Origin of the sequence: Streptomyces sp. NPDC052036 (genome assembly GCF_040680495.1) — a bacterium.
In the GTDB taxonomy this organism is placed as follows: domain Bacteria; phylum Actinomycetota; class Actinomycetes; order Streptomycetales; family Streptomycetaceae; genus Streptomyces.
Window position 1 is genome coordinate 94,500 of record NZ_JBFAWW010000019.1, and the last position, 20,123, is coordinate 114,622.

General features: G+C 69.7%; 14 protein-coding genes and 2 pseudogenes. 11 read left to right on the forward strand and 5 right to left on the reverse strand.

Going from position 1 to position 20,123, the window contains the following annotated elements:
* Positions 1-11: 11 nt before the first annotated feature.
* Entirely contained in the window at positions 12-2,843 is a 2,832-nt protein-coding gene (locus AB0L95_RS25195) for a LuxR family transcriptional regulator (RefSeq protein WP_365164740.1), read from the reverse strand.
* 235 nt (positions 2,844-3,078) lie between these two features.
* On the opposite strand from AB0L95_RS25195, the gene AB0L95_RS25200 reads away from it, so the two are divergent.
* Positions 3,079-5,901, forward strand: a complete 2,823-nt coding sequence (locus AB0L95_RS25200; RefSeq protein ID WP_365164742.1) for a LuxR family transcriptional regulator — start codon at positions 3,079-3,081, stop codon at positions 5,899-5,901.
* A gap of 21 nt (positions 5,902-5,922) precedes the next feature.
* Here AB0L95_RS25200 and AB0L95_RS25205 read toward each other — a convergent pair.
* A pseudogene (locus tag AB0L95_RS25205) lies at positions 5,923-6,881 on the reverse strand (Dyp-type peroxidase).
* Positions 6,882-7,126: 245 nt separating this feature from the next.
* On the opposite strand from AB0L95_RS25205, the gene AB0L95_RS25210 reads away from it, so the two are divergent.
* The 8 genes and pseudogenes from AB0L95_RS25210 to AB0L95_RS25245 all read left to right on the forward strand — a co-directional run bounded on the left by AB0L95_RS25210 (position 7,127) and on the right by AB0L95_RS25245 (position 14,649).
* Positions 7,127-8,029 carry a LysR family transcriptional regulator gene (locus AB0L95_RS25210; protein ID WP_365164886.1) on the forward strand — a complete coding sequence of 301 codons (903 nt, stop codon included), beginning with the start codon at positions 7,127-7,129 and terminating at the stop codon, positions 8,027-8,029.
* 152 nt (positions 8,030-8,181) lie between these two features.
* Positions 8,182-9,324: pseudogene (locus AB0L95_RS25215) on the forward strand (CoA transferase).
* Positions 9,325-9,359: 35 nt separating this feature from the next.
* Complete coding sequence (locus AB0L95_RS25220) at positions 9,360-10,127, forward strand: crotonase/enoyl-CoA hydratase family protein (RefSeq protein ID WP_365164744.1); 768 nt, start codon at positions 9,360-9,362, stop codon at positions 10,125-10,127.
* 1 nt (position 10,128) lies between these two features.
* Positions 10,129-10,257: a hypothetical protein gene (locus tag AB0L95_RS25225; protein ID WP_365164746.1), complete on the forward strand. Its 129-nt coding sequence runs from the start codon at positions 10,129-10,131 to the stop codon at positions 10,255-10,257.
* A complete protein-coding gene (locus AB0L95_RS25230) occupies positions 10,254-11,204 on the forward strand; it encodes a 3-hydroxyacyl-CoA dehydrogenase NAD-binding domain-containing protein (RefSeq protein ID WP_365164749.1) in 951 nt (316 codons plus the stop codon). The genes AB0L95_RS25225 and AB0L95_RS25230 overlap by 4 nt, the downstream gene beginning before the upstream one ends.
* A gap of 1 nt (position 11,205) precedes the next feature.
* Positions 11,206-12,423 carry an acyl-CoA dehydrogenase family protein gene (locus tag AB0L95_RS25235; RefSeq protein WP_365164752.1) on the forward strand — a complete coding sequence of 406 codons (1,218 nt, stop codon included), beginning with the start codon at positions 11,206-11,208 and terminating at the stop codon, positions 12,421-12,423.
* Positions 12,424-12,428: 5 nt separating this feature from the next.
* Entirely contained in the window at positions 12,429-13,670 is a 1,242-nt protein-coding gene (locus tag AB0L95_RS25240) for a CoA transferase (RefSeq protein ID WP_365164754.1), read from the forward strand.
* 307 nt (positions 13,671-13,977) lie between these two features.
* Positions 13,978-14,649: an enoyl-CoA hydratase-related protein gene (locus AB0L95_RS25245; protein WP_365164757.1), complete on the forward strand. Its 672-nt coding sequence runs from the start codon at positions 13,978-13,980 to the stop codon at positions 14,647-14,649.
* Positions 14,650-15,226: 577 nt separating this feature from the next.
* Here the strand turns inward: AB0L95_RS25245 and AB0L95_RS25250 are convergent.
* The 3 genes from AB0L95_RS25250 to AB0L95_RS25260 form a co-directional block, all read right to left on the reverse strand.
* Positions 15,227-15,991 carry a hypothetical protein gene (locus AB0L95_RS25250; RefSeq protein WP_365164760.1) on the reverse strand — a complete coding sequence of 255 codons (765 nt, stop codon included), beginning with the start codon at positions 15,989-15,991 and terminating at the stop codon, positions 15,227-15,229.
* Entirely contained in the window at positions 15,940-16,542 is a 603-nt protein-coding gene (locus AB0L95_RS25255) for an ATP-binding protein (protein WP_365164763.1), read from the reverse strand. The genes AB0L95_RS25250 and AB0L95_RS25255 overlap by 52 nt, the downstream gene beginning before the upstream one ends.
* 180 nt (positions 16,543-16,722) lie before the next feature.
* A complete protein-coding gene (locus AB0L95_RS25260) occupies positions 16,723-17,307 on the reverse strand; it encodes a macro domain-containing protein (protein WP_365164765.1) in 585 nt (194 codons plus the stop codon).
* Positions 17,308-17,588: 281 nt separating this feature from the next.
* On the opposite strand from AB0L95_RS25260, the gene AB0L95_RS25265 reads away from it, so the two are divergent.
* Together AB0L95_RS25265 and AB0L95_RS25270 are read left to right on the forward strand one after the other, a co-directional pair.
* Complete coding sequence (locus AB0L95_RS25265; protein ID WP_365164767.1) at positions 17,589-19,205, forward strand: ADP-ribosyltransferase domain-containing protein; 1,617 nt, start codon at positions 17,589-17,591, stop codon at positions 19,203-19,205.
* A gap of 58 nt (positions 19,206-19,263) precedes the next feature.
* The gene (locus AB0L95_RS25270) at positions 19,264-19,995 is read left to right on the forward strand and encodes a sulfite exporter TauE/SafE family protein (protein ID WP_365164769.1); all 732 of its coding nucleotides are present in this window, start codon (positions 19,264-19,266) and stop codon (positions 19,993-19,995) included.
* The last annotated feature ends 128 nt before the right edge of the window (positions 19,996-20,123 follow it).

The following is a 20,123-nucleotide window of genomic DNA, read 5'->3' on the forward strand; positions in this document are numbered from 1 at the left end:
CGGTTCCCGCCTCATCTGTCTTCAAGCAGGTCACGCAGTTGTTGGCGGCGGCTGACGCCGAGCTTGGGATAGACGTTGTACAGGTGCGAGCCCACGGTGCGCGGCGAGAGAAAGAGCTGTGCACCGATCTCACGATTCGAAAGGCCGCGTGCGGCCATCCGGACGATCTGTCGCTGCTGTGCCGTCAACTGCGCCAACGGGCTTTCGGCTGCGGGGGTGGGTGCCGCTCCGCTGGCTCGCAGTTCGCGCCCGGCGGCTGCCGCGAGGGCGCCGGCGCCGAGGCGTTCGGCGGTTTCCAGCGCCGTGGTCAGCTGCTGACGCGCCTCACGTGTCCGACGGCAACGGCGTAGCCACACACCGTAGTTGAGGCGGGCGTGCGCACGCTCCCACGGCCATCGGTCCGCCTCGTGGTTGACCAGGGCGAGGTGGAAATACCTCTCGGCGTCGTCGGGGTCGACCAGGGCGGTGGCATGGTGCAGCAGCAACGTCATCCTGGTGCTCGGGCGTTCTCCCTGCTCGGCCCGGATTCTCTCCAGGATCGGCACGATCTCCTTCGACCGGCCGGTCCGTCGGGCTGTGGCGGCGAGCTCGGCGATGCTGCGAGGCGACAGGAAGGGGTGCAGTGGCGAGCCGTCGGCGGTGAACAGCTCGCGCAGGTGCCGCCAGGCCCCGTCCCAGTCCCCGAGCGCGATGGATGCACATCCTCGGGCCCGCAGCAGGCGTGCGTGCGTGGCCCGGTTCTCGTCCAGGCTGACGGCACACCAGACGGAAGGGGTGAGCCAGGGCTCCGGCGGTACGGTTCCGCGCAGCGCCAGCAGAGTGAGGGCCTGCGCTTCCAGGTCCGCCTGGAGGCGCGGCAGGCGCAGCACCGCGGCCTCGGCCCCGGCTTCCCGGATCAAGGGTTCGGCCTCGGTGAACCGCCCGGTGTCCACGAGGGTGTCCAGGAGGGGCAGGACCGACCAGGCGCGGATACCGAAAGCACGAGAGACCCGGAGCTGGGTGTCGGCCTTGCGAAGCTGCCCCAGGCACATGTCCGCCTCGTCCGCGTAGTAGGCCAGCGAGGCGACCGCCATCCGGCAGGCCAGCGTGTCCGGGGCGTCCAGCAGCGCACTGTGCGGGCGGACCAGACTCGGCAGGAGATGGGCGGCGGCCTGAGGCCGGATGACCGTGGTGACCAGCGCCTCCAGTGCCTTCTGTGCGTCCGGCGTGTCCAGGCGGTCCAGTGGCCTGGTCACCGGGGGGCGGCGCCGGTCGGCGCGGTCGGCCTCTCGGGCACGGTCGAGCAGCGTGGACAGAGCCGCGATGTGTTCCGGCAGACCGGACTGGGCGGCTATGCCCGCGGCCAGGGACGTGAGCGCGAGTGCGGCGGAACGGCCGACCTCGGGGAACTGCTCCGAGATGTTCTCCAGGACGTCGAAGGCGTCCCTTTGGGAGGCCTCCTGGGACAGGGCCGAGGCCAGGGCACCGGCCGCGACACAGGCGAGTCCTGCAGCTGTGGAGTCCTCGACGAACCTACGGTGCAGATCCCGCACCCAGCCAGGGTCTCCCACCGCATGCGCTGCCACCAGGGCCTCGGCGAGTCGGCGGGTGCTCTCCTGCCGCTGAGGGCTGAGTCGGGCCGCCTGTTCCAGGGCGCACGCGGCATCCACGGCGTCCCCGCGCCGCCAGGCGGAGTCCTCGAGTGCGGCGGCCACGGATTCGCTGGTCCCGACAGTGGCAGCGGCCCAATGACGGGCCCTGACTTCCGGGTGCCCGGCCGCCCGGGCGAGGTCCAGATGCGCCTGGTGCCGCTCACCTACCGGATGCCGTGAGAGCGCGGCCGACCGTGCGAGCGGATGCCGGAAGACGAGGCGATCCTCGGCCAGTACGACCAGGCCTGCCGCCTCCGCAGGGGCCCACACCGCCAAGTCGTCGGTGTCCAGGGCGGCCATGACGGAGGCGATGGTCTCGCGGGGCCCCGCGGCCGCTGCGTACAGCAGGGCCCGCGCTGTTTCGGGGGGAAGCGCATCGAGTCGTGTCCTGAAGACGTGCGCTGTGGGCGGGCGCCGCGCCGGTCCGACGCGGGGCAGTCCCGCTCGGGCGGGCGGCGGCACACGGCGGCTCAGTTCTACCAGAGCCAGGGGATTGCCCTCGGCCTCCGCCAGGAGCTCCAGTCTGCGCCTGCCTCTGGGCGCTGCGGGCTGTCGGTCGAGCAGCGTCGCGGCCGACGGGTCGCTCAGTGGGCCCAGATACAGGCATTCCATGTCAGGAGGCATGCCGGGCAGGAGCGTGTCGCCGCGTGCGGCGAGCAGGCTTCTGACCGGGCGGCCGGTCAGGAGCCGGGTCCCGGTGTAGAGCGCGTCGAGGAAGGCGCGGTCGCAGACATGAGCGTCGTCCACGCACACCAGTACCGGACGGGACGTGGCGAGTCGGTCCAGCAAGGCCACCATGGCGGCCTGCACCTGTGCGTCGTTCGGCCCGGAGTCCGCGGCGGCGGAGTCTACGGCGGCGCTCAGCACCTCGCCGTGCGCGGTGGGCAGCGTGGGCAGCTCGCCCAGGACCGGCGCGAGCAGCTGTTGCAGGCAGGCCCGAGCGCCCCGCCGGTCCGCGGCCCAGCCCTGTGCCCACAGCACGAGCACGCCGTCGCCGGTGGCGAGTTCCCGGGCATGGCGGAGCAACGTGGTACGTCCGATCCCCTCCTCCCCGAGCAGCAGCAGCGCCTGGGGACTCCCGGGCTTGCCCGTCACGCACCGCAGGATCCGCTCGATCTCGCTGTCTCGCCCGAGGGGAGGCGCCGTCGCCGCACGGCGGGGCCGGGCGACGGCTCCCTCACCGGCCGCCCACCGGAACGGGGGGACCCTCATACACGTACTCCGGACCTGCTCGGTCGCCCACGGCTGTGGGCATGTTCCCTGGCCAGGGCCATACTCGGATCGACGGGCTCGCGACGCTTCTGTCACATGACCAGTCGTCCTCCTCTCCCGGTCCTGACCTCCCTCGGGACCGCGAGCGGCCGGCTCTGCGGCAACTGCTGCGCGTCCGCTCGGTTGCGGCTGGCAGGATGACCGGCGTCATGATCACCGGCTGAGGAGAAGATCCGTGACGCACGCTGGCGCCGCCTACCCCGCCGCCCCGAGCATCCTGGGCAGAGCTGCCGAGCTGTCCCGCCTGGAGGCCCTGCTCGGGGCGGTGGACGGCACCGGCCCGCAGGTGCTGGTGCTGATCGGGGAGCCGGGCGCCGGCAAGACCACCCTCGTCGACTGGACGGCCGAGCACGCCCGCGCCCGTGGCCTGCGGACTCTGCGTGTGCGCGGCAGCGAGGGCGAAGCCGGACTGGGGCTCTCCGGTGTCCACCAGCTCCTGCATCCGCTGCTTCCCGGTGACGGGCTGCCTGCCCAACAGCGGGAGACCCTCGACCGCGCCTTCGGGACGGCGGCGGCGCAGGGTGAGGTCACACTCGACCAGTTGTCGCTGTGCGTCAGCGCGCTCGCGCTCCTCGGCGACGCCGCCGCACGCCAACCGCTGCTCCTCCTGGTGGACGACGCTCAGTGGCTCGATCTCGGCTCGGTGGATGTCCTGGCCTTCCTCGCCCGACGCCTGGAGGGCAAGCCTGTGGTGATGCTGTTCGCCGCACGTGAGGAGGCCGTGCCTGCCCGCTTCGACCGGGACTTCCCGCAGGTGACCGTCGGCCCGCTGAGCCGGGCCGCGGCAGGGCTGCTCCTGGACGCCCAGCCGAACCCGCCCCGTGGCAGGACCCGCACCCAGATCCTCCAGCAGGCTGCCGGCAACCCGCTGGCCCTGATCGAGTTGCCCCGAGCCCTCGCCCGGGGCTGGACGGCCACCGGTCAGGACGGCGGCGCCGCCCTCCCGCTCACGGCGCGCCTGGAGAACCTGTTCGCCGCTGACCTTCCCGGCCTGCCCGAGCCGACACGTGAGGCACTGCTCTTGGTCGCCGCCGCGGGAACGGCGCAACTGGCCGATCTTCTGCGCGCCGCTCCGTCGTTGGACGTCGTCCAGGCGCTGGCCCCCGCGGAGCGCGTCGGGCTGGTCCGGGTCTCTGACGGCCAGGTGCTGTTGCGCCATCCGCTGGTCCGCTCGGCCGTCTGCCAAGCAGCTTCCTTCTCCGAGCGCCGACATGCCCACCTCGCACTGGCTTCGGCCCTCGCCGGGGACCCGGACCGCCGCGCCTGGCATCTGGCCGCCGCGGCGACGGGTCAGGAGGCGGAAGTCGCCGACGCCCTGGCGGAGAGCGCCGAGCGCGCCCGTGCCCGGGGCGCGTACGCGACGGCCGCAGCAGCGCTGGAACGTGCCGCGGAACTGACCCCGGCACCGGAGCTGCGCGCCCGGCGCCTGTTGATGGCGGCACAGGCGGCCATGTTCGCCGGCCACCCCCAGTGGGTCGGGGAGATCAGCGGGCGCGTCGACGACCTGACCGAGAACCCACGGCTGCGCGCCGAAGCTTCCCTCCTGGGCGGGTGGGCCCTCGGGGTCACGCTCCGCCATGAGGAGGCGCTGACGCTGCTGCTCGGCGTCGCCGAAGCCACTACCGCCTCGGCTCCGGACCTGGCGCTGGGCACCCTGAGCACCGCCGCGACGTCCGTCTACAACTCTGGGGCGCCGTTCTACCGGGCGGAACTGCAAAGGATCAGTGATCTGATCGGCGAAGCCGACGATCCCGCCGCCCTCGCCTGGGCACAGGCGGTCATCGACCCGCTTCACCAGCGGGCCCGGATGATGGGGCTCTTGAAGAGCGGACTGGCCGCCATGTCGCAGGATTCGCTCGGGAATCTCACTGCGGTCGGCGGCGCCGCCTGGATCCTGGACGAGACCGAGGAGGCCGTTCGCATTCTCCGTCGGGCCATGGACGTCATACGACGCGCGGGAAGCGCGGGCACGAACGCGACCGTCACGCAGGCGCTCGCCCTCGCCCTGTTCGAGAGCGGCTCATGGACGGCGGCCCAGTCCACGGCTGACGAGGCGTTCTGGATGGCGACGGAAGCGGGAGCCGACAACGTGACCGTGGGCGCCTGCATCCTCCAGGCCACGCTGCGCGCGCTGCAGGGTGAGCATGCTGCCGCGCGGACACAGGCGATGGAAGCCGTACACGGCGTCGACCTGCGCAGATCCCTGAGCCTTCAGGTCCGGCATCGGCACGCCATGGGAATGGCCGCGTTCGCCGCCGGAGACCACGCCGAGGCCTACGAGCAGCTGCGCGCGACCTTCACCCGAGACTTCCGCCCCGCTCCCGTCCACTACCACGCCTCCGTCTACTACCTGGGCGACCTGGCCGCCGCGGCGGTCCGTGCCGGGCGGACGGACGACGCGCGCACAGTGGTCGACGCCGTCGAGCACGGGCTGGAATCCGACAGGTCCCCCCGGCTGGCCGCCGTCCTGCACCGGTCCGCCGCCCTGCTGAGTGACGCCGGGGACGCCGAGGGGCACTTCCGCGCCGCCCTCGCCGACTCCGCCGTCGACTGCTGGCCCTTCGAGAAGGCACTCACGCAGCTCGACTTCGGTGAGTGGCTGCGCCGCCGGCGCCGCAGCGCCGAGGCACGCCCGCACCTCAGCGCGGCACTGGAGTGCTTCGAGCGTCTCGATGCCCGGCCCTGGACTGATCGCGCAGCGGCGGAACTGCGGGCGGCGGGAGTCACGGCGGCAACAGCGACGACCGCGAGTGCGGCGAGCGAGCTCACCGCACAGGAACGGCAGATCGCCGAACTGGCCGCCCAGGGCCTGACCAACCGCGACATCGCGGCCCGGCTCTATCTTTCGCCCCGGACCGTCGGCTACCACCTGCACAAGATCTTCCCCAAGCTCGGCATCCACGCCAGGGCCCAGATCCGCGACGCCCTCTGGGAGGATCCGCCGGCAGTGCCCCGGGACGACGGAGGTAGCGCGAACACGCGCCTGACGTCTGCGTAGGCAGCGACCGAAGCGCATCTCTCAGTCAGCGGCCAGGGCGACCGGCTTCGCATCGGACGTGGGGGGTGCGGGCAGGTGGTCGAGGAAGTCCGCGGACGGTGTGTAGAAGAGCGTGCCGGTGACCGCTGTGGAGAAGTCGAGTTCCGGTCGTGGGCGGCGTCCGGTGTGCCGAGGAACATATTGCGTAGCATCCGCTCGGTCACTTCAGGTGTGCGGGCGTAGCCGATGAAGTAGGTGCCGAACTCGCCACGGCCGGGGCTGCCGAAGGGCATGTTGTCACGCAGGATCTTCTGCTCTTCTCCGTCCGGCCCGGTGACGGTGTTCAACTTCGCGTGAGAGGCGGCCTCGTCCAGTTCGAGGTTGGTCGCCTTGGTACGGCCGATGATCCGCTCCTGTGCTTCGACCGGAAGGGCGTTCCACGCGTCCAGGTCGTACAGGTACTTCTGCACGATGACGTAGCTGCCGCCGGCGTGGCCGGGGTCCTCCTCGCCGATCAGTACAGCCTCGCGGGCGACGGTGCCGACCGGGTTCTCGGTGCCGTCGACGAAGCCCAGCAGGTCGCGCGCGTCCAGGTACTTGAAGCCCTGTACCTCGTCCTCGAGGGTCACCGCGCCGCGCAGACGGTTCATGATCTCGGTGGCGAGCCCGAAGCACAGGTCGAGCCGGGTCGCCCGCAGGTGGAGGAGCAGGTCTCCGGGGGTGGACACCGCACTGTGCCGGGATCCCCTCAGGGGCCGGAAGGGATGCAGTCCCATCGGGCGCGGGGAGTCGAAGAGCCGGTCCCAGGCATCGGAGCCGATCCCTGCCACACGGCTCAAGGCGGCTTCGGGCACGCCGAAGCCGAAGGCTCGCTCCAACGAGCCGAGATCGGCCAGCAGCTGCCGCGTCTCCTCCTCACCCACTGGAGCGATGGTGACCACCAGGAAAATCGCGGCACTGGTCAGCGGATTGAGCACCGGCTGTGGCTGTGACCCGGTCACGGACGGGGACTCGGCGGTCCATTCACTCTCCCGATCCGGTGCAACACCCTGAGCGGTCGCTCGCCTCGGTGATGGGGCCGGTGCCTGCCGACTGTGTCCTGCTGATCGTCAAGTACCAGCGGGCGCTGACAACCGCCTACGCCGACGACCGGCCAGGCACTCAGCGCGGCCCTGCGGCCGCTGGTCACTCTCGTGAACGGCCCCGGCTTCGCCGGTAGAGCGGGACTACCGTTGAATACGTGGAAATGTTGCATTTGCGCTATTTCGTCGCGGTTGCCGAGGAGCTGAACTTCTCGGCTGCAGCCCGGCGGCTCCACATGGCGACGTCACCTTTGAGTCAGCGCATCAGGGACCTTGAGCGCGAACTCGGGCAGCAGCTGTTCGACCGCGACACGCGCAGTGTCACGCTCACCCCGACCGGCTCGGCGCTCCTCCCGATCGCACGCGACGTACTCGACCAGTTCAGCTCCATCCCGTGGCGGCTGCGTGAGGCGACACAGGAACAACGCGACACCGTGCTCATCGGCATGCCCCCGGGACTGCACCCCGAACTCCGGTCGCGGGTCGGCACGCTCACCGAACGCGTCCGGGAGCACTTCGAGCTCCAGCGCTGGCCCGGCAGCACGCAGGCCCTGGTGGCCGGCGTCCGCGAAGGCACACTCGCGCTCGCGCTGGCCCGGCTGCCGTTCAGCGACCCGGCTCTGGAGCAGGTGGGCGTGATGTCGGAGCGCATGGGGGCGGCGGTGCCGGCCGACCGGTTCGCCGGGCGGGACTCCGTCGCCCTCGCCGATCTGGCGGACCTCGCGTTTGTCTCCCCGCCCAAGGAGGTGAGGGTCGCGTATTTCGACGTCCTCGACCGCGCGTTGGCAGAGGGCGGTGTCCGGCATCGACTGTGCCTCACCGACACCGGTTACAACGGAGTATCCGAAGTGATTTCCAGCGGCCTGGCCTTTTGCATTTCCATTCTCGCCCCGGAAAATCCGATACACGGATATCAGCTGGAGAACGTGACGGTACTGCCGTTCACGGACTTCCATCCCCGGCTCGAAACCGCCCTGGTGTGGCGCCGCGACCGCGCCGACAGCGATCTCAAGGACCTTGTCGCCGCCGCGCGCGAGATTTTCGATGGGCCCGTGATCATAGATTGAGTCCCCGGAAATCGCCACCGGAAGCGTTTCGATCAGCGGCGTGACCGCTGCGGTCACACCGCTGTTTCCTTTTTGATAATTCCGCCTCCTACCGCTCCTCATTTAGCGTTGTGTGTCAGAAGCAATAAAACGTGACGCTGAAGGAAGAGAGAATGACGGAATCCTTCGTCGCCGGGCCGCTCGAAACGGTGCGGGTGATCGACCTGTCGACCGTGGTGATGGGGCCGTACGCGGCCCAGATCCTCGGCGACCTCGGTGCCGACGTGATCAAGATCGAGTCGCCTTCCGACACCGTACGGGCGGGCCGGTATCGCGGCACGCCGGGCATGACCGCGCTGAACCTGAACGTCAACCGCAACAAGCGCAGTGTCACCCTCGATCTCAAGGATCCCGCGGCAGCACGAGCAGGCCCTGAAGCTGATCGACACGGCGGACGTGCTGATCACCAACATGCGACCGGCCGCGCTGCATCGACTGGGCCTGACCTACGCGGACGTCGCCGCACGCAATCCGGGCCTGGTCTACGCCCACGGTCAAGGCTTCCGCAGCGACTCCGACCGCGCCGGATGCGCCGCCTACGACGAGACCGTGCAGGCCGCCTCCGGGCTGGTCGACATCACCCGCCGCGCGCTGGGCATGCCGGTGTATCTGCCGACGATCATCGCGGACAAGGTCTCCGCGCTGACCATCGTCCCCAGCGTGCTCGCTGCCGCACCGGGCAGGGCCAGCACATCGAGATCCCGATGACCGACACGCTGCTCGCGTTCAACCTGGTCGAGCATCTGGCCGGGCACGAGTTCGAGCCGGCCGTGGGGCCCACGGGTCATCCAAGGTCGATGTCGAAGGAGCTCCGGGCGCGGCGCACCAAGGACGGCCTGGCCTGCGTCGTCCCCTACACACCGCAGAACTTCCGCGACTTCTTCGTCGCCGCCGGGAGACCGGACCTCGCCGCGGACCCCCGGGTCAACGGGCAGGCCATCGACATGGCCGACCTTGACGCCCTGGCCCTGCTGGTCGACGAGTGTGCCCCGGCGCTGACCACTGAGGAGTGGGCGGAGGTGTGCGCCAAGCACAGCATTCCGATGGCTCCCCTGCTGAAGCCGGAGCACGCCCACGAGGACCCCTACGTCCGCGACGGCCATCTGCTGGAGACGGTCGTCCACCCGACCGAGGGACCGGTCCGCACGATCGGGATCCCGGTGCGGTTCTCCGCCACACCCGGTTCGATCCGCCGTCTGGCCCCGGTACCGGGCCAGGACACCGCCCACGTCCTCGCCGAGCTGTCCGACCACTGAATCCCCACTCCCCGCACCACTGAGAGAAGCACCCCATGAGCACCACCGACGTGCGCACCCACCGGGCGGGCACAACCCTGCTGATCACGATCGATCGCCCGCAGGCACGCAACTCCGTCAACGCCGAGGTCGCCGCACTCCTGGCCAGGGCACTGGACGAGCTGGAGGCCGACCCGGGGCTCCGGGCCGGAGTGCTGACCGGCGCCGGCGGCACCTTCAGCGCCGGCATGGACCTCAAGGCCGCCCTGCGCGGCGAGTCCCCGAACGTCCCGGGCCGCGGATTCGGCGGCGTGACCGAGGCCGAGCGGACGAAGCCGCTGATCGCCGCCGTCGAGGGCTGGGCCATGGGGGGCGGTTTCGAGCTGGCCCTGGCCTGTGACCTGATCGTGGCCGCGGAAGACGCGCACTTCGGCCTGCCGGAGGTCAAGCGGGGACTGATCGCCGCCGGCGGCGGAGCGATCCGGCTGCCCCGGCGCATCCCGTACCACCTCGCGATGGAGTTCCTGCTGACCGGCGAGCCGGTGAGCGGCCGCCGGGCCGGTGAACTGGGCCTGGCCAACCGGGTCGTGCCCGCCGATGAGGCGGTGAACAAGTCCCTCCTGCTCGCCGAGCAGCTCGCGGCGAACGCTCCGCTCGCGCTGGCCGCCGTGAAGACGGTCGTACGGGCCGCGGACGGCGCGCCCGAGGCCGACGCCTTCGCCGCGCAGCGCACGGTGACAGGCGAGCTGATGGCCTCGGCCGACGTCCGGGAGGGCATGACCGCCTTCGCCGAGCGCCGGACCCCGCAGTGGACGGGGCGGTGACATGCGGATCGAAGACGTCCGACGGCACCTGACCACCCCGGCGTATGCGCCGACGGTCCCCCGCTCCACCGACCTGACCCTCGCCCCCGTCGAACCGGTCTTCGACTACCTGAAGGGAGATGCGCAGTGACGCACCCATTCCGTACCGCCGCCGTGATCGGCGCGGGCACCATCGGACTGTCCTGGACGGCACTGTTCGCCGCACACGGCCTCACCGTCCATGTCAGCGATCCCCGCCCCGACCTGCCGGAGGCGGTCGCCGAGGCGCTTGCTGCGTTCGGTCCGCACCTGGCCGCACAGGGCCTGGACACCGACGGCCTCGCCGACCGCGTACATCTCACGGCAGGCACCACCGAGGCAGTGCGGGACGCGGACGTCGTCCAGGAGAACGGGCCCGAGCGCGTCGCGTTCAAGCAGGGGCTGTTCGCCCAGCTGGTCCGGGAGGCCCCCGGACACGCACTGCTGCTGAGCTCGTCGTCGGCGATCCCGGCGACCGCGTTCACGACGGAGCTCGAAGACGCGGGCCGCATCCTCATCGGGCACCCCTTCAACCCGCCCCACCTGCTCCCACTCATCGAGGTCGTGCCCGGCGAACGCACCACCGAGGAAGCCGTACAGGCGGCCGTCGACTTCTACACCGCCGTAGGCCGCACGCCCGTGGTCGAACGCCATGAGATTCCCGGGTTCGTGGGCAACCGGCTCCAGAACGCGCTCAGCCGCCAGGGCGTCTACCTCGTCCAGCAGGGCGTGGTGACTCCCGAGGACCTGGACACCGTCGTGACCCACTCGCTCGGCATCCGCTGGGCGACGGTCGGTCCGTTCCTGGGCGCGCACCTGGGCGGCGGGCCCGGCGGGTACCGCCACATCAGCGAGCACATCGGCTCGTCCCTGCAGCAGATGCACCTCGGGCAGCCCTCGCAGGCCCCCGAGGACCAGGAGCGGGTCATCCAAGCGGTGGAGAAGTCGTACGCCTCCACCCCCTACGCCGACCTGGCCGAGGCCCGCGACCGCAGGCAACTCGCCGTCCTGTCCGCCCTGGAAGACATCCGCCGCAACCAGCACCACAAGGAGAACTGAGATGACCACCACCATCCCCACCCCCACCGCACCGCTGGACGACCTGCTGACCGCCGACTTCTACCGCTATCAGATGCTGCTCTCGGACGACGAGCGCAAGATCCTGCTCAACGCCCGCACCTTCCTGCGCGAGGAGGTCAAGCCGCTGGTCAACGAGTACTGGGGCAAGGCCGAGTTCCCCGTCGAACTGATCGACAAGTTCCGCGGCAGCGGGCTGGCCGCCCTGGCCTACGAGGGCTACGGCGAGCACCCGGCGGCCGCCAGTCATCTGCTCGGCGGCATGCTCGCCACGGAGCTGGGCCGCGTCGACGCCTCGGTCGCCACGTTCTTCGGCGTCCACAACGGGCTCGGTTTCTACTCCATCTACTACGGCGGCGACCAGGAGCAGCGCGACAGGTGGCTGCCCGCCATGGCCACGATGGAGAAGATCGGCGCGTTCGCCCTGACCGAACCGCTCGGCGGCTCCGACGTATCGGGCGGCATGCGCACCACCGCCCAGCGCGAGGGCGATACCTGGGTCATCAACGGCGCCAAGAAGTGGATCGGCAACGCCACCTTCGCCGACTACGTCGTGGTCTTCGCCCGGGACGTCCACGACAACAAGGTGAAGGCCTTCGTCGTCGAAAAGGGCACCCCCGGCTTCAAACCCGAGAAGATCGAAGGCAAGATCGCACTGCGGATCGTGCAGAACGCCGAGATCACCCTGGCCGACGTCCGCGTGCCGGAGGCCAACCGGCTGCAGAACATCAGGGGCTTCCGGGACGTCGCCGAGGTCCTGCGCCAGACGCGCAGCGGGGTCGCCTGGCAGGCCCTGGGCGTCATGATCGGCGCCTACGAACTCGCGCTCGACTACGCCAAGGAACGCATCGCCTTCGGCCGCCCCATCGCCAAGTTCCAGATGGTGCAGGACCTGCTGGTCAAGAGCCTCGGCAACATCACCGCCTCCTGGGGCATGCTGATACAACTCGCCCGGCTCCAGGACCAGGGCATTTTCCGCGATGAACACTCCGCACTGGCCAAGGAGTATGTCGCGGCCCGCATGCGCGAGGTCGTCGCCTGGTGCCGCGAACTCTTCGGCGGCAACGGCATCCTCCTCGACTACGACGTCGCCCGGTTCTTCTCCGACGCCGAAGCCCTCTACTCCTACGAGGGCACCCACCAGATGCAGACACTCATCGTCGGCAAGTCCATCACCGGCCACAGCGCCTTCGTGGGGTGAACGCAATGACCACCGAATCCGTCTTCACCGGCCTGAAGGTCCTCGACGCGTCGACCTACATCGCGGGACCGGCCGCGGCCACCGTGCTCTCCGACTTCGGCGCGGACGTCATCAAGATCGAACCGCCGGGGCAGGGCGACCCCCAGCGGCGGCTGAGCTTCGTGCCGCCCAGTCCCCAGGCACAGGCCAACTACGGCTGGCACCTCGCCAACCGCAACAAGCGCGGCATGGTGATCGACCTGAAGTCCCCGGCGACCACCGAGATCCTCAAACGCCTGGTCGAGTGGGCCGACGTGGTGATCACCAACTTCCCCCACGGCACGCGCGAGAAGCTGCACCTCGGCTACGAAGAGGTCGCGAGCTGGAACCCGCGGGTCGTCTACGCCGACATCACCGGCTTCGGAGACGCCGGTCCCGACGCCGGGCAGCCCGGCTTCGACCTGACCGCCTACTGGTCGCGCAGCGGGCTGCTGGCCTCCACCCGGGACGCGGGAGCCCCGCCGACGGTACCGGTCTGGGGCAGCGGCGACTACACATCGGCCATCGCGATCTACGCCGCGATCGCGACCGCCCTGTACCACCGTGAGCGGACGGGACAGGGGGCAAGTGTCGGGACGTCGTTGCTCGCCACGGGCGTCTGGGCCACGGGCACGCTCATGGCCGGCGCGCTCGCCAGCGGCACGCCGTTCGAGCTGCACGACCGCAACGCGCCCGTGAACGCGCTGACCAACCCCTACCGGACCGCGGACGGCCGGTGGTTCATGCTGGCCACCTCATCCGTGCACTGGCCCAGACTCACGCGGGCCATCGGACACCCCGAGCTGCTCGAGGATCCCCGTTTCGCGGACATCGAGGCCTTGGTCAAGAACGCCGCCGTGGTGAGCGAGCTGCTCGACACCGAGTTCCGCTCACGGCCCTTCGCCCACTGGAAGGACGTCCTGCACCGGGAACGCATCACCTACAGCCTCATTCAGACGCCGGAGGAGGCCGCGCAGGACCCTCAGCTGCGCGCGAACGACATCGTCGTACCGCTGGAAGGGGTCGCTGGGCTGGAGGAAACCGTCAACAGCCCGGTCAACCTGAGAGGCGTAACGAAGGTGCCCGCGAAGCGAGCGCCGGAACTGGGCGAGCACACCGACGAGATCCTTGCCGAGATGGGATTCGGCCCCACCGAGATCGCCCAGCTGCGCACCCAGGGAGCGATCCCAGGCGCGCCGGAGGAAGAGGCGGCGGAGGAGGCGGCCTGATGAGTACGGCGTCCGAAGCCCCCGAGCGTGGCACTCCAGCAGCGCCGGGGCGGCGCACCCTCACCGTGGCGGCCGACAACGACGCGCCCCAGCCCCAGTCGGCCCGCTCCACCGCCGACTTCACCCGCCAGCCAGGAGGCGTTCGCGGCCCTGCTTCCTCAGCACGGCCCGACCGAGTGGCAGAGTCGAAGCCTCGCTGCCTTCGTCGTCGCAGAGGTCAAGGATTCGTTGATCATGTGCCGGATCGAGCAAGGCACCGCCCAACTCACCGTTCCCTCACACCACACACCACTTCACAGGAGCTCATATGCCCACCCTTGACCGCCAGAACGACGTCTTCGTGCTCAATCTCGGAGACGGTGAGAACCGCTTCCACCCCGACTGGATCGCGTCGGTCAACGCCGGCTTGGACGAGGTGGAGCATGTGGAAGGGCCGCGGGCCCTGGTAACCGCCGCGACGGGCAAGTTCTACTCCAACGGCCTGGATCTGGAGTGGCTGTCCGCTCACGCCGACCAGCACCACGACTACACCCTCTCCGTCCACCAGCTCTTCGCCCGCGTGCTGTCGCTCCCGATGATCACCGTGGCCGCACTCCAGGGGCACACCTTCGCCGCCGGAGCGATGTTCTCCCTTGCGCACGACTTCCGCGTCATGCGCGCTGACCGAGGCTTCTGGTGTCTGCCCGAGGCCGACATCAACATCCCTTTCACACCCGGCATGTCCGCCCTGATCCAGTCCCGGCTGGCGCCGCAGACCGCGCACGAGGCCATGGTCACCGCCCGCCGCTACGGCGGGTCGGATGCCGCGGCCGTCGGCATCGTCGACCGGGCGGTCGATGAGGACGCCGTGCGCGCCACGGCCGTGGAGATCGCCCAGGCACTGGTGAGCAAGGCCGGCGACACCCTCGGCACCATCAAGGCGCGCATGTACGGCTCGGCCCTGGCGTCCCTGCGCGACACGGCCAACCCGCACGGCTGACGCCACCGACGAACACGGAGAGCGCCGGGCCCCACTGCTGCGGATGCCCGGCCCGCCGACCGGACTCTCTCGGCGCACGGCGACGATGGAGCTGCTGAAGGAGTCCGACACGATCGTCTTCGGTGCACCGACCTACACGGGCACCTTGTCGCCCCACCCGCTGGGCGGGCAACCGCCACGACCGTCCCGGCGTGTTCCTGACGGGCGTCAGGCCCCACAGGGCTGAAAATGCCGGATTGGCGATCACCAGCAGACCATCGGGCCGGCATATCGCGGTGGGCGCCGGTGAGCGGTCGAGCAGCCGCAGGAACCGATTGCGCCAGACGGCCATCTCCTGCCGCAGCCCGGTCGATTCATCCGACTCGTTGATCACGGACAAGTCACGCACTGTACCTCATTCGGTCAAGTTGGTCGCCGGACGGCAGCACCGGGCCTGGAGTCGACAGCGACTTCATCGGATCACCGACTCAATGCGCCAGGAGCGTTTACCGTTCCGTCCTGTCCTGCTTCGTAAGGCGCCTAATCGCTGTGCGCAACTGCCTTCGCGCATCCGCTTGAGCTGATCCGCCCGCTACCCCTACAGCGGCATACGTGGTGAAGGCCTGTCCTGTCCTGCCAACCCGAGTGCCTCCCCGTATCGGACCGCGAAGCCCTGTCTCAAGCCTTGGTTCGCGTCCTGGTCGATGGTGTCGGCCAGAGTCCTGGCGATGCCTCGCACTTGAAACGACGCCGTACGGAAAACCTCCAAGGCACATGCGTAGACCGGGGACATGCGTTGTCGGCGCGCGGCTGCCGGGGCGTTCCAGCGCAGACTCTCAGCTGCCTTCTGCACCTCGTCGCGAGCTTCCGCGACTTGCTGCTCCAGATCTCGTCCCCTCTCCAGCCAGATGTGGGCGTGCCTCGGAGACCGTCCTTCCCTCAAGCCACGGCCCATGTCCTGCAGCAGCGTGACCATGCAGCGGGCCAGACTGCGCACGGCGGCGTCGGACTGGCTCAGGTACATCGGTGGAAGGACCAAGGCATTGACCACAACTCCCACCACAGCGCCGGTAAGAGTGGAGACCGCCGGGAAGACCACATGTCCGACCGGAGCCGCTGCGGCAGCTGTCAGGGTGATCACCTCGGTCGATGCGACTTGGAGCCGGTCCTCGCCGCCCCGGCGTCCACCGGTGAGCAGCACCTCCGTCAGAACAGCCACGATGGCCCCCGCGGTGGCCCCCAGCAGCCAGGCGCCGACGACAGCCAGGGACACTCCTGACACCTGGATCGCCACCCGGCGCACAGCATGGGTCACCGAGCTGTACACCGTGGACGCGTTGCCCATGACCAACGCGGTGGCCACGCCCAGGAACTGTCGCTGTCCCGGTAGCCACAAGGCGATGAGCTGCCATGTGAGCACGGCCGCGATCTGGCTTTTCGCGCCATGGCGTAGGACGGCTCGCCCCTGCTCGCACGGAGCGTACGGAACCGTCGCTGTACTGCCGTCCAGGCCCGCTGTGTTGCCGCTGCGCTTCCACGCCGCGGCCCGAGGAGAAACAGTTGCGAGAGGAGGAGCAGGCCGCGGCCGTTCTCGTCGGTGGTGCGGGGGTGGCGCAGGCGTGGGTGGCTGTGGCCGGCGTCGGAGACCTCGCAGGTCAACGCCTCGTGCCGGATGAGGCGCAGGCCGATCGTGCCGTCGCCGTGACACATGGCGTTGGTGACCGGTTCGCTGACGATCAGTTCCGTGGACCCGGCCAGGTGCTCCAGTCCCCACTGGTCCAGTTGGGCGGTGGCCAGGGCGCGGGCACCGCTGACGACGGCCGGGTCGACCGGCAGCCGCCAGGAGGCGACCTGGCTGGGGCCCAGTGAGCGGGTCCGTGCCAGAAGCCGGGTGACATCGTCGGTGCCTTTCACCGCCTGGCAGCCTCGGCCCGAGCACCGGCGGACAGAGCCTCGCGATCCGCCGATGACCTTCGGCTCTGCCCCGGGCGGAGACGGCTGCGTCTGCCCTGCTCGTCGGGCCGCGCGGACCCCTCGGCCTTCCGGCGCGGTCGCCCATGTCAAAGGGCGCGGGCGGGGCGGTCGAGAGCCTCGTCAGCGGCGCGAGTTGGCGCGCTTGGGCGGCGCTATACGGACCCGCTTGTCCACAGGCGCGCTCTCGATGTCGTCGAGCTGCGCGACGATCGTGCTGCGCAGGTCGTCGTAGTCCTCGAAGGAGTAGTCGTTGAAGAGCGTGTAGCCCGTCCACATCAAGTTGGCGCACACCCGTGCCGGCACCCGGCCGGTCCGGGCGCCCATGCCGACCAGCGCCACCGACCGAATGCTGCCTGGCGCCTTCTTGTTCTGCTGGTGGATCGCCTGGAACGCGGCGGCGCACGCCAGGGCCACGTTCAGGGTATCGCTGACGTTCTGCGAGGACGTCTCCATCGTAGGCGTCGAAATCAAGAACCTCGGCTTGACCGCACCCGACGGAACACACACCGCGCTGCCCACCGGCAGGGCTCCCTCGAACTGGCTGCGGATCGCCCTCTGCACCCGCAGCTGGATGCCCGCGCCGAGATACCGCTTGATGGCCGCGTCGACCCCACCGTCCATGCGCCCCTGGGAGTTGGTGGGGCTGACCCAGGCGTCTACGTCCTCGTCGAGGATCGAGCCCTTGCGGATCTCCATCTCGGGCATGTCGGCGAACGCCGCTCACCACGCCTGCACCACTGCGGTGTTGATGTCGGTCAGCACGACCCTGAGGGGCGACGGCACGCGGTCTACGGTCATGGTTCACTCCGATCGGAAGCGGTCACGCAACTGATCGGGACGCTACCGCGCGCCACTGACACTGCGACCACCCCGCCCGGCGCCCCCCGTGAACCGCAAGGGGACTGTCAGTGGGCTGACCTATCCTCAGATCACTTCGCCGATCAGGCTTTCCACCAGCACAGTTCGACCATCGGAGTCCATCCGTCATGAGCGCTGCCCACATCCCCGCCACACCCGACCCGAACGACCCGCTGGCCCTCACGGAACTGTTCAAGGGCGGCGGTGAACCGTGGCTTCCGCTGCTGAAGCCGGTCGTCGAGGCACAGCCCGACGCGGCCATGTTCATCGGCCCGGGCCGGGCCCCGGAGGTCGTCCCCGCCCGCGAACTGACCTTCCAGGCACTCAAACCCAATGCGCCGCACAAGTGGAAGGTCGTCGTCTTCGGTCAGAACCCGTACCCACGGCCGGAGAGCGCCACCGGCATCGCCATGTTCGACAACACCTTCCACGACTGGAAGGACAGCCAGTTCGGCAGGGTCGTCAGCGTCCGCTGCATCATCAAGGCAGCGGCGATGTGGAAGTACGGCATTGCCAAGAAGACCCCGATAGCCGACATCCGCGCGCTGTTGAAGAAGCAGGACACCGTCCAGCCGCCGGAGTGGTTCCAGGCGATGCTCACACAGGGCGTGCTGCTCCTGAACGCGGCGCTGACGGCCAGCAGCGACGGGGCGATCGGCACCGACCGGCACACCAGGTTCTGGCGGCCGGTGGCCGAGCGGATCGTCGAGGAGATCCTCAAGGCCAAGCAGAACGCCGACGAGGAGGACCGCGGGGTCGTCTTCGCATGGTGGGGAGCGCACGCGCGCAGCCTGAAGAAGGTTGTTCTCGAACTCCAGAAGAAGTACCCCGAGGTCGAGGTCCGGCACATCGACCACGCCAATCCCGCAGCGCAGGGCGACATCTTCTGCGACGGTGACCACTTCACCATGGTGAACGCGGCTCTGGCATCGCTGGGCGCCGACGAGATCGACTGGCTGCCGAGCACCGGCTGGAACAAGCTCACGGCCGAGACCGGCGGCGCCGACGGAGACGTCGCCGACCGCATGGGCGCGTTCATCGCGTCCACCATGGAGCTGCACCAGCTGTACCTGGACCGGCTCTCCAGCGTGAAGGACGAGGGTCTCGTCCTAGACGCGATCACGGGGGTGTTCGACACCCCGCTCATGGACTTCCGCGACGCCGTCGCCCCGGTCGCCGCACTGTTGTCCGGGCTGGACCGGCACGTCGACCGGTCGCACGAGTTCGGCAAACGGCGGGCGGACGAAGCCCCGACCGACCTGCCCGCCGACGCGATCGCCGCCCTCTACCTCTACACCTGCGAGTCCGCGTTCTACCGGGAGATCAACGCCACACTGCGCTCCCCGGACCGGACCAGGCTCCTCCCCTACCTGCCGTATCTGCGACTGCTCTTCTCGGCGGTGTCGCAACTGCCCGCCCGGACCAAGCCGTTGTGGCGCGGCGTAGCACTGGACCTGCGCGCGCAGTACCCGCTCGGACGGACCGTGACCTGGTGGGGTGTGTCCTCGTGCACGTCCGAGCTCAGTGTGGCCAAGGCGTTCCTCGGCAGCCGCGGCAAACGGACACTGTTCGAGGTCGTCCCCGCACGGGCCGTCAGCATCCGCGACTTCTCCGCGTTCACCGGCGAGGAGGAGTTCATCCTCCCGCCGGGCACCCAGCTGAAGGTGACAGACGTCAAAGCCGAACGCAGCGGCCTGTACACCGTGAAACTGACGGAACTGCAGGAACAGACTCTGGTCGCCTGACCGGACTCCGGCAGGATACTGGGCTCAAAAATCACCCCGGGTAACGAAGGAGCTTGCTGTGGCGAGTGCTTGGGAGGCCGAGCTGCTGCTGGGCGGCATCGTCGCCTTAGGTGCTTCGGTGCAGTGGCTGACCGGAATGGGCTTCGCGCTCATCGCGGTGCCCGCGCTCGTTCTGGTACTCGGGCCCGCCCCAGGGGTGGTGCTGGCGAACTGCGCGGCCGGAGTCGTCAGCATCGCCGGGCTCACCGCGGGTTGGAGGCGGGTACGGATCGGCGCCATGGTCCCGTTGGTCGTCGCCTCCGCGTGCACCGTGCCCGCGGGCTCATGGGTAGCCGCCCTACTTCCGGAGCCCGTGCTGCTGGCCGGCGTCGGGATTCTGGTGACGGTGGCCGTGGTCTTCGTGATGGGCGGCGTGCGCATATCCGCTCTGACCGGCGCCAGGGGTGCCGTGACCGCGGGTGCCGTGGGTGGATTCATGAATTCCGCCGCAGGTGTCGGCGGGCCGCCCTATTCGCTGTACGCGGTGAATGCGGGATGGCAGGTCAGCGAATTCGTACCGAATGCGCAATTTTACGGAATCATTGTGAACGTTTTCTCGGTGGCCTCCAACGGTGTGCCGCGGCTGAGCGGGGCAGCCTGGTCGGTGGCTGCGGCCGCGATGGTGGCGGGCGCCCTCGTCGGCAGGGCGCTGGCACCGAGGGTTCCGGACCAGTGGGTGCGGCGGCTCATCCTCGCCTTGGCCCTGACCGGTGGACTCTCCGTCCTGGTCAAGGGGCTGCGGGGACTGTGATGACGTCCGCTTCATGTCATGCGCGCCCGGGCGGACCAGGCCTGCGGGCTCCGGCGATGGGCGAGGATGCAGCTGGCGGTGGACCCAGTGCCGGGCGAGGTCGAGCGGTCGCTCCCGATCAACCTCGG

What these genes read in the sequence shown, in the direction of transcription:
- AB0L95_RS25195 (WP_365164740.1), bottom strand. Translation starts at nt 2,843, where the DNA reads ATGAGGGTCCCCCCGTTCCGGTGGGCGGCCGGTGAGGGAGCCGTCGCC.
- AB0L95_RS25210 (WP_365164886.1), top strand. Translation starts at nt 7,127, where the DNA reads ATGTTGCATTTGCGCTATTTCGTCGCGGTTGCCGAGGAGCTGAACTTC.
- AB0L95_RS25220 (WP_365164744.1), top strand. Translation starts at nt 9,360, where the DNA reads ATGAGCACCACCGACGTGCGCACCCACCGGGCGGGCACAACCCTGCTG.
- AB0L95_RS25225 (WP_365164746.1), top strand. Translation starts at nt 10,129, where the DNA reads ATGCGGATCGAAGACGTCCGACGGCACCTGACCACCCCGGCGTATGCG.
- AB0L95_RS25235 (WP_365164752.1), top strand. Translation starts at nt 11,206, where the DNA reads ATGACCACCACCATCCCCACCCCCACCGCACCGCTGGACGACCTGCTG.
- AB0L95_RS25240 (WP_365164754.1), top strand. Translation starts at nt 12,429, where the DNA reads ATGACCACCGAATCCGTCTTCACCGGCCTGAAGGTCCTCGACGCGTCG.
- AB0L95_RS25245 (WP_365164757.1), top strand. Translation starts at nt 13,978, where the DNA reads ATGCCCACCCTTGACCGCCAGAACGACGTCTTCGTGCTCAATCTCGGA.
- AB0L95_RS25260 (WP_365164765.1), bottom strand. Translation starts at nt 17,307, where the DNA reads ATGCCCGAGATGGAGATCCGCAAGGGCTCGATCCTCGACGAGGACGTA.
- AB0L95_RS25265 (WP_365164767.1), top strand. Translation starts at nt 17,589, where the DNA reads ATGAGCGCTGCCCACATCCCCGCCACACCCGACCCGAACGACCCGCTG.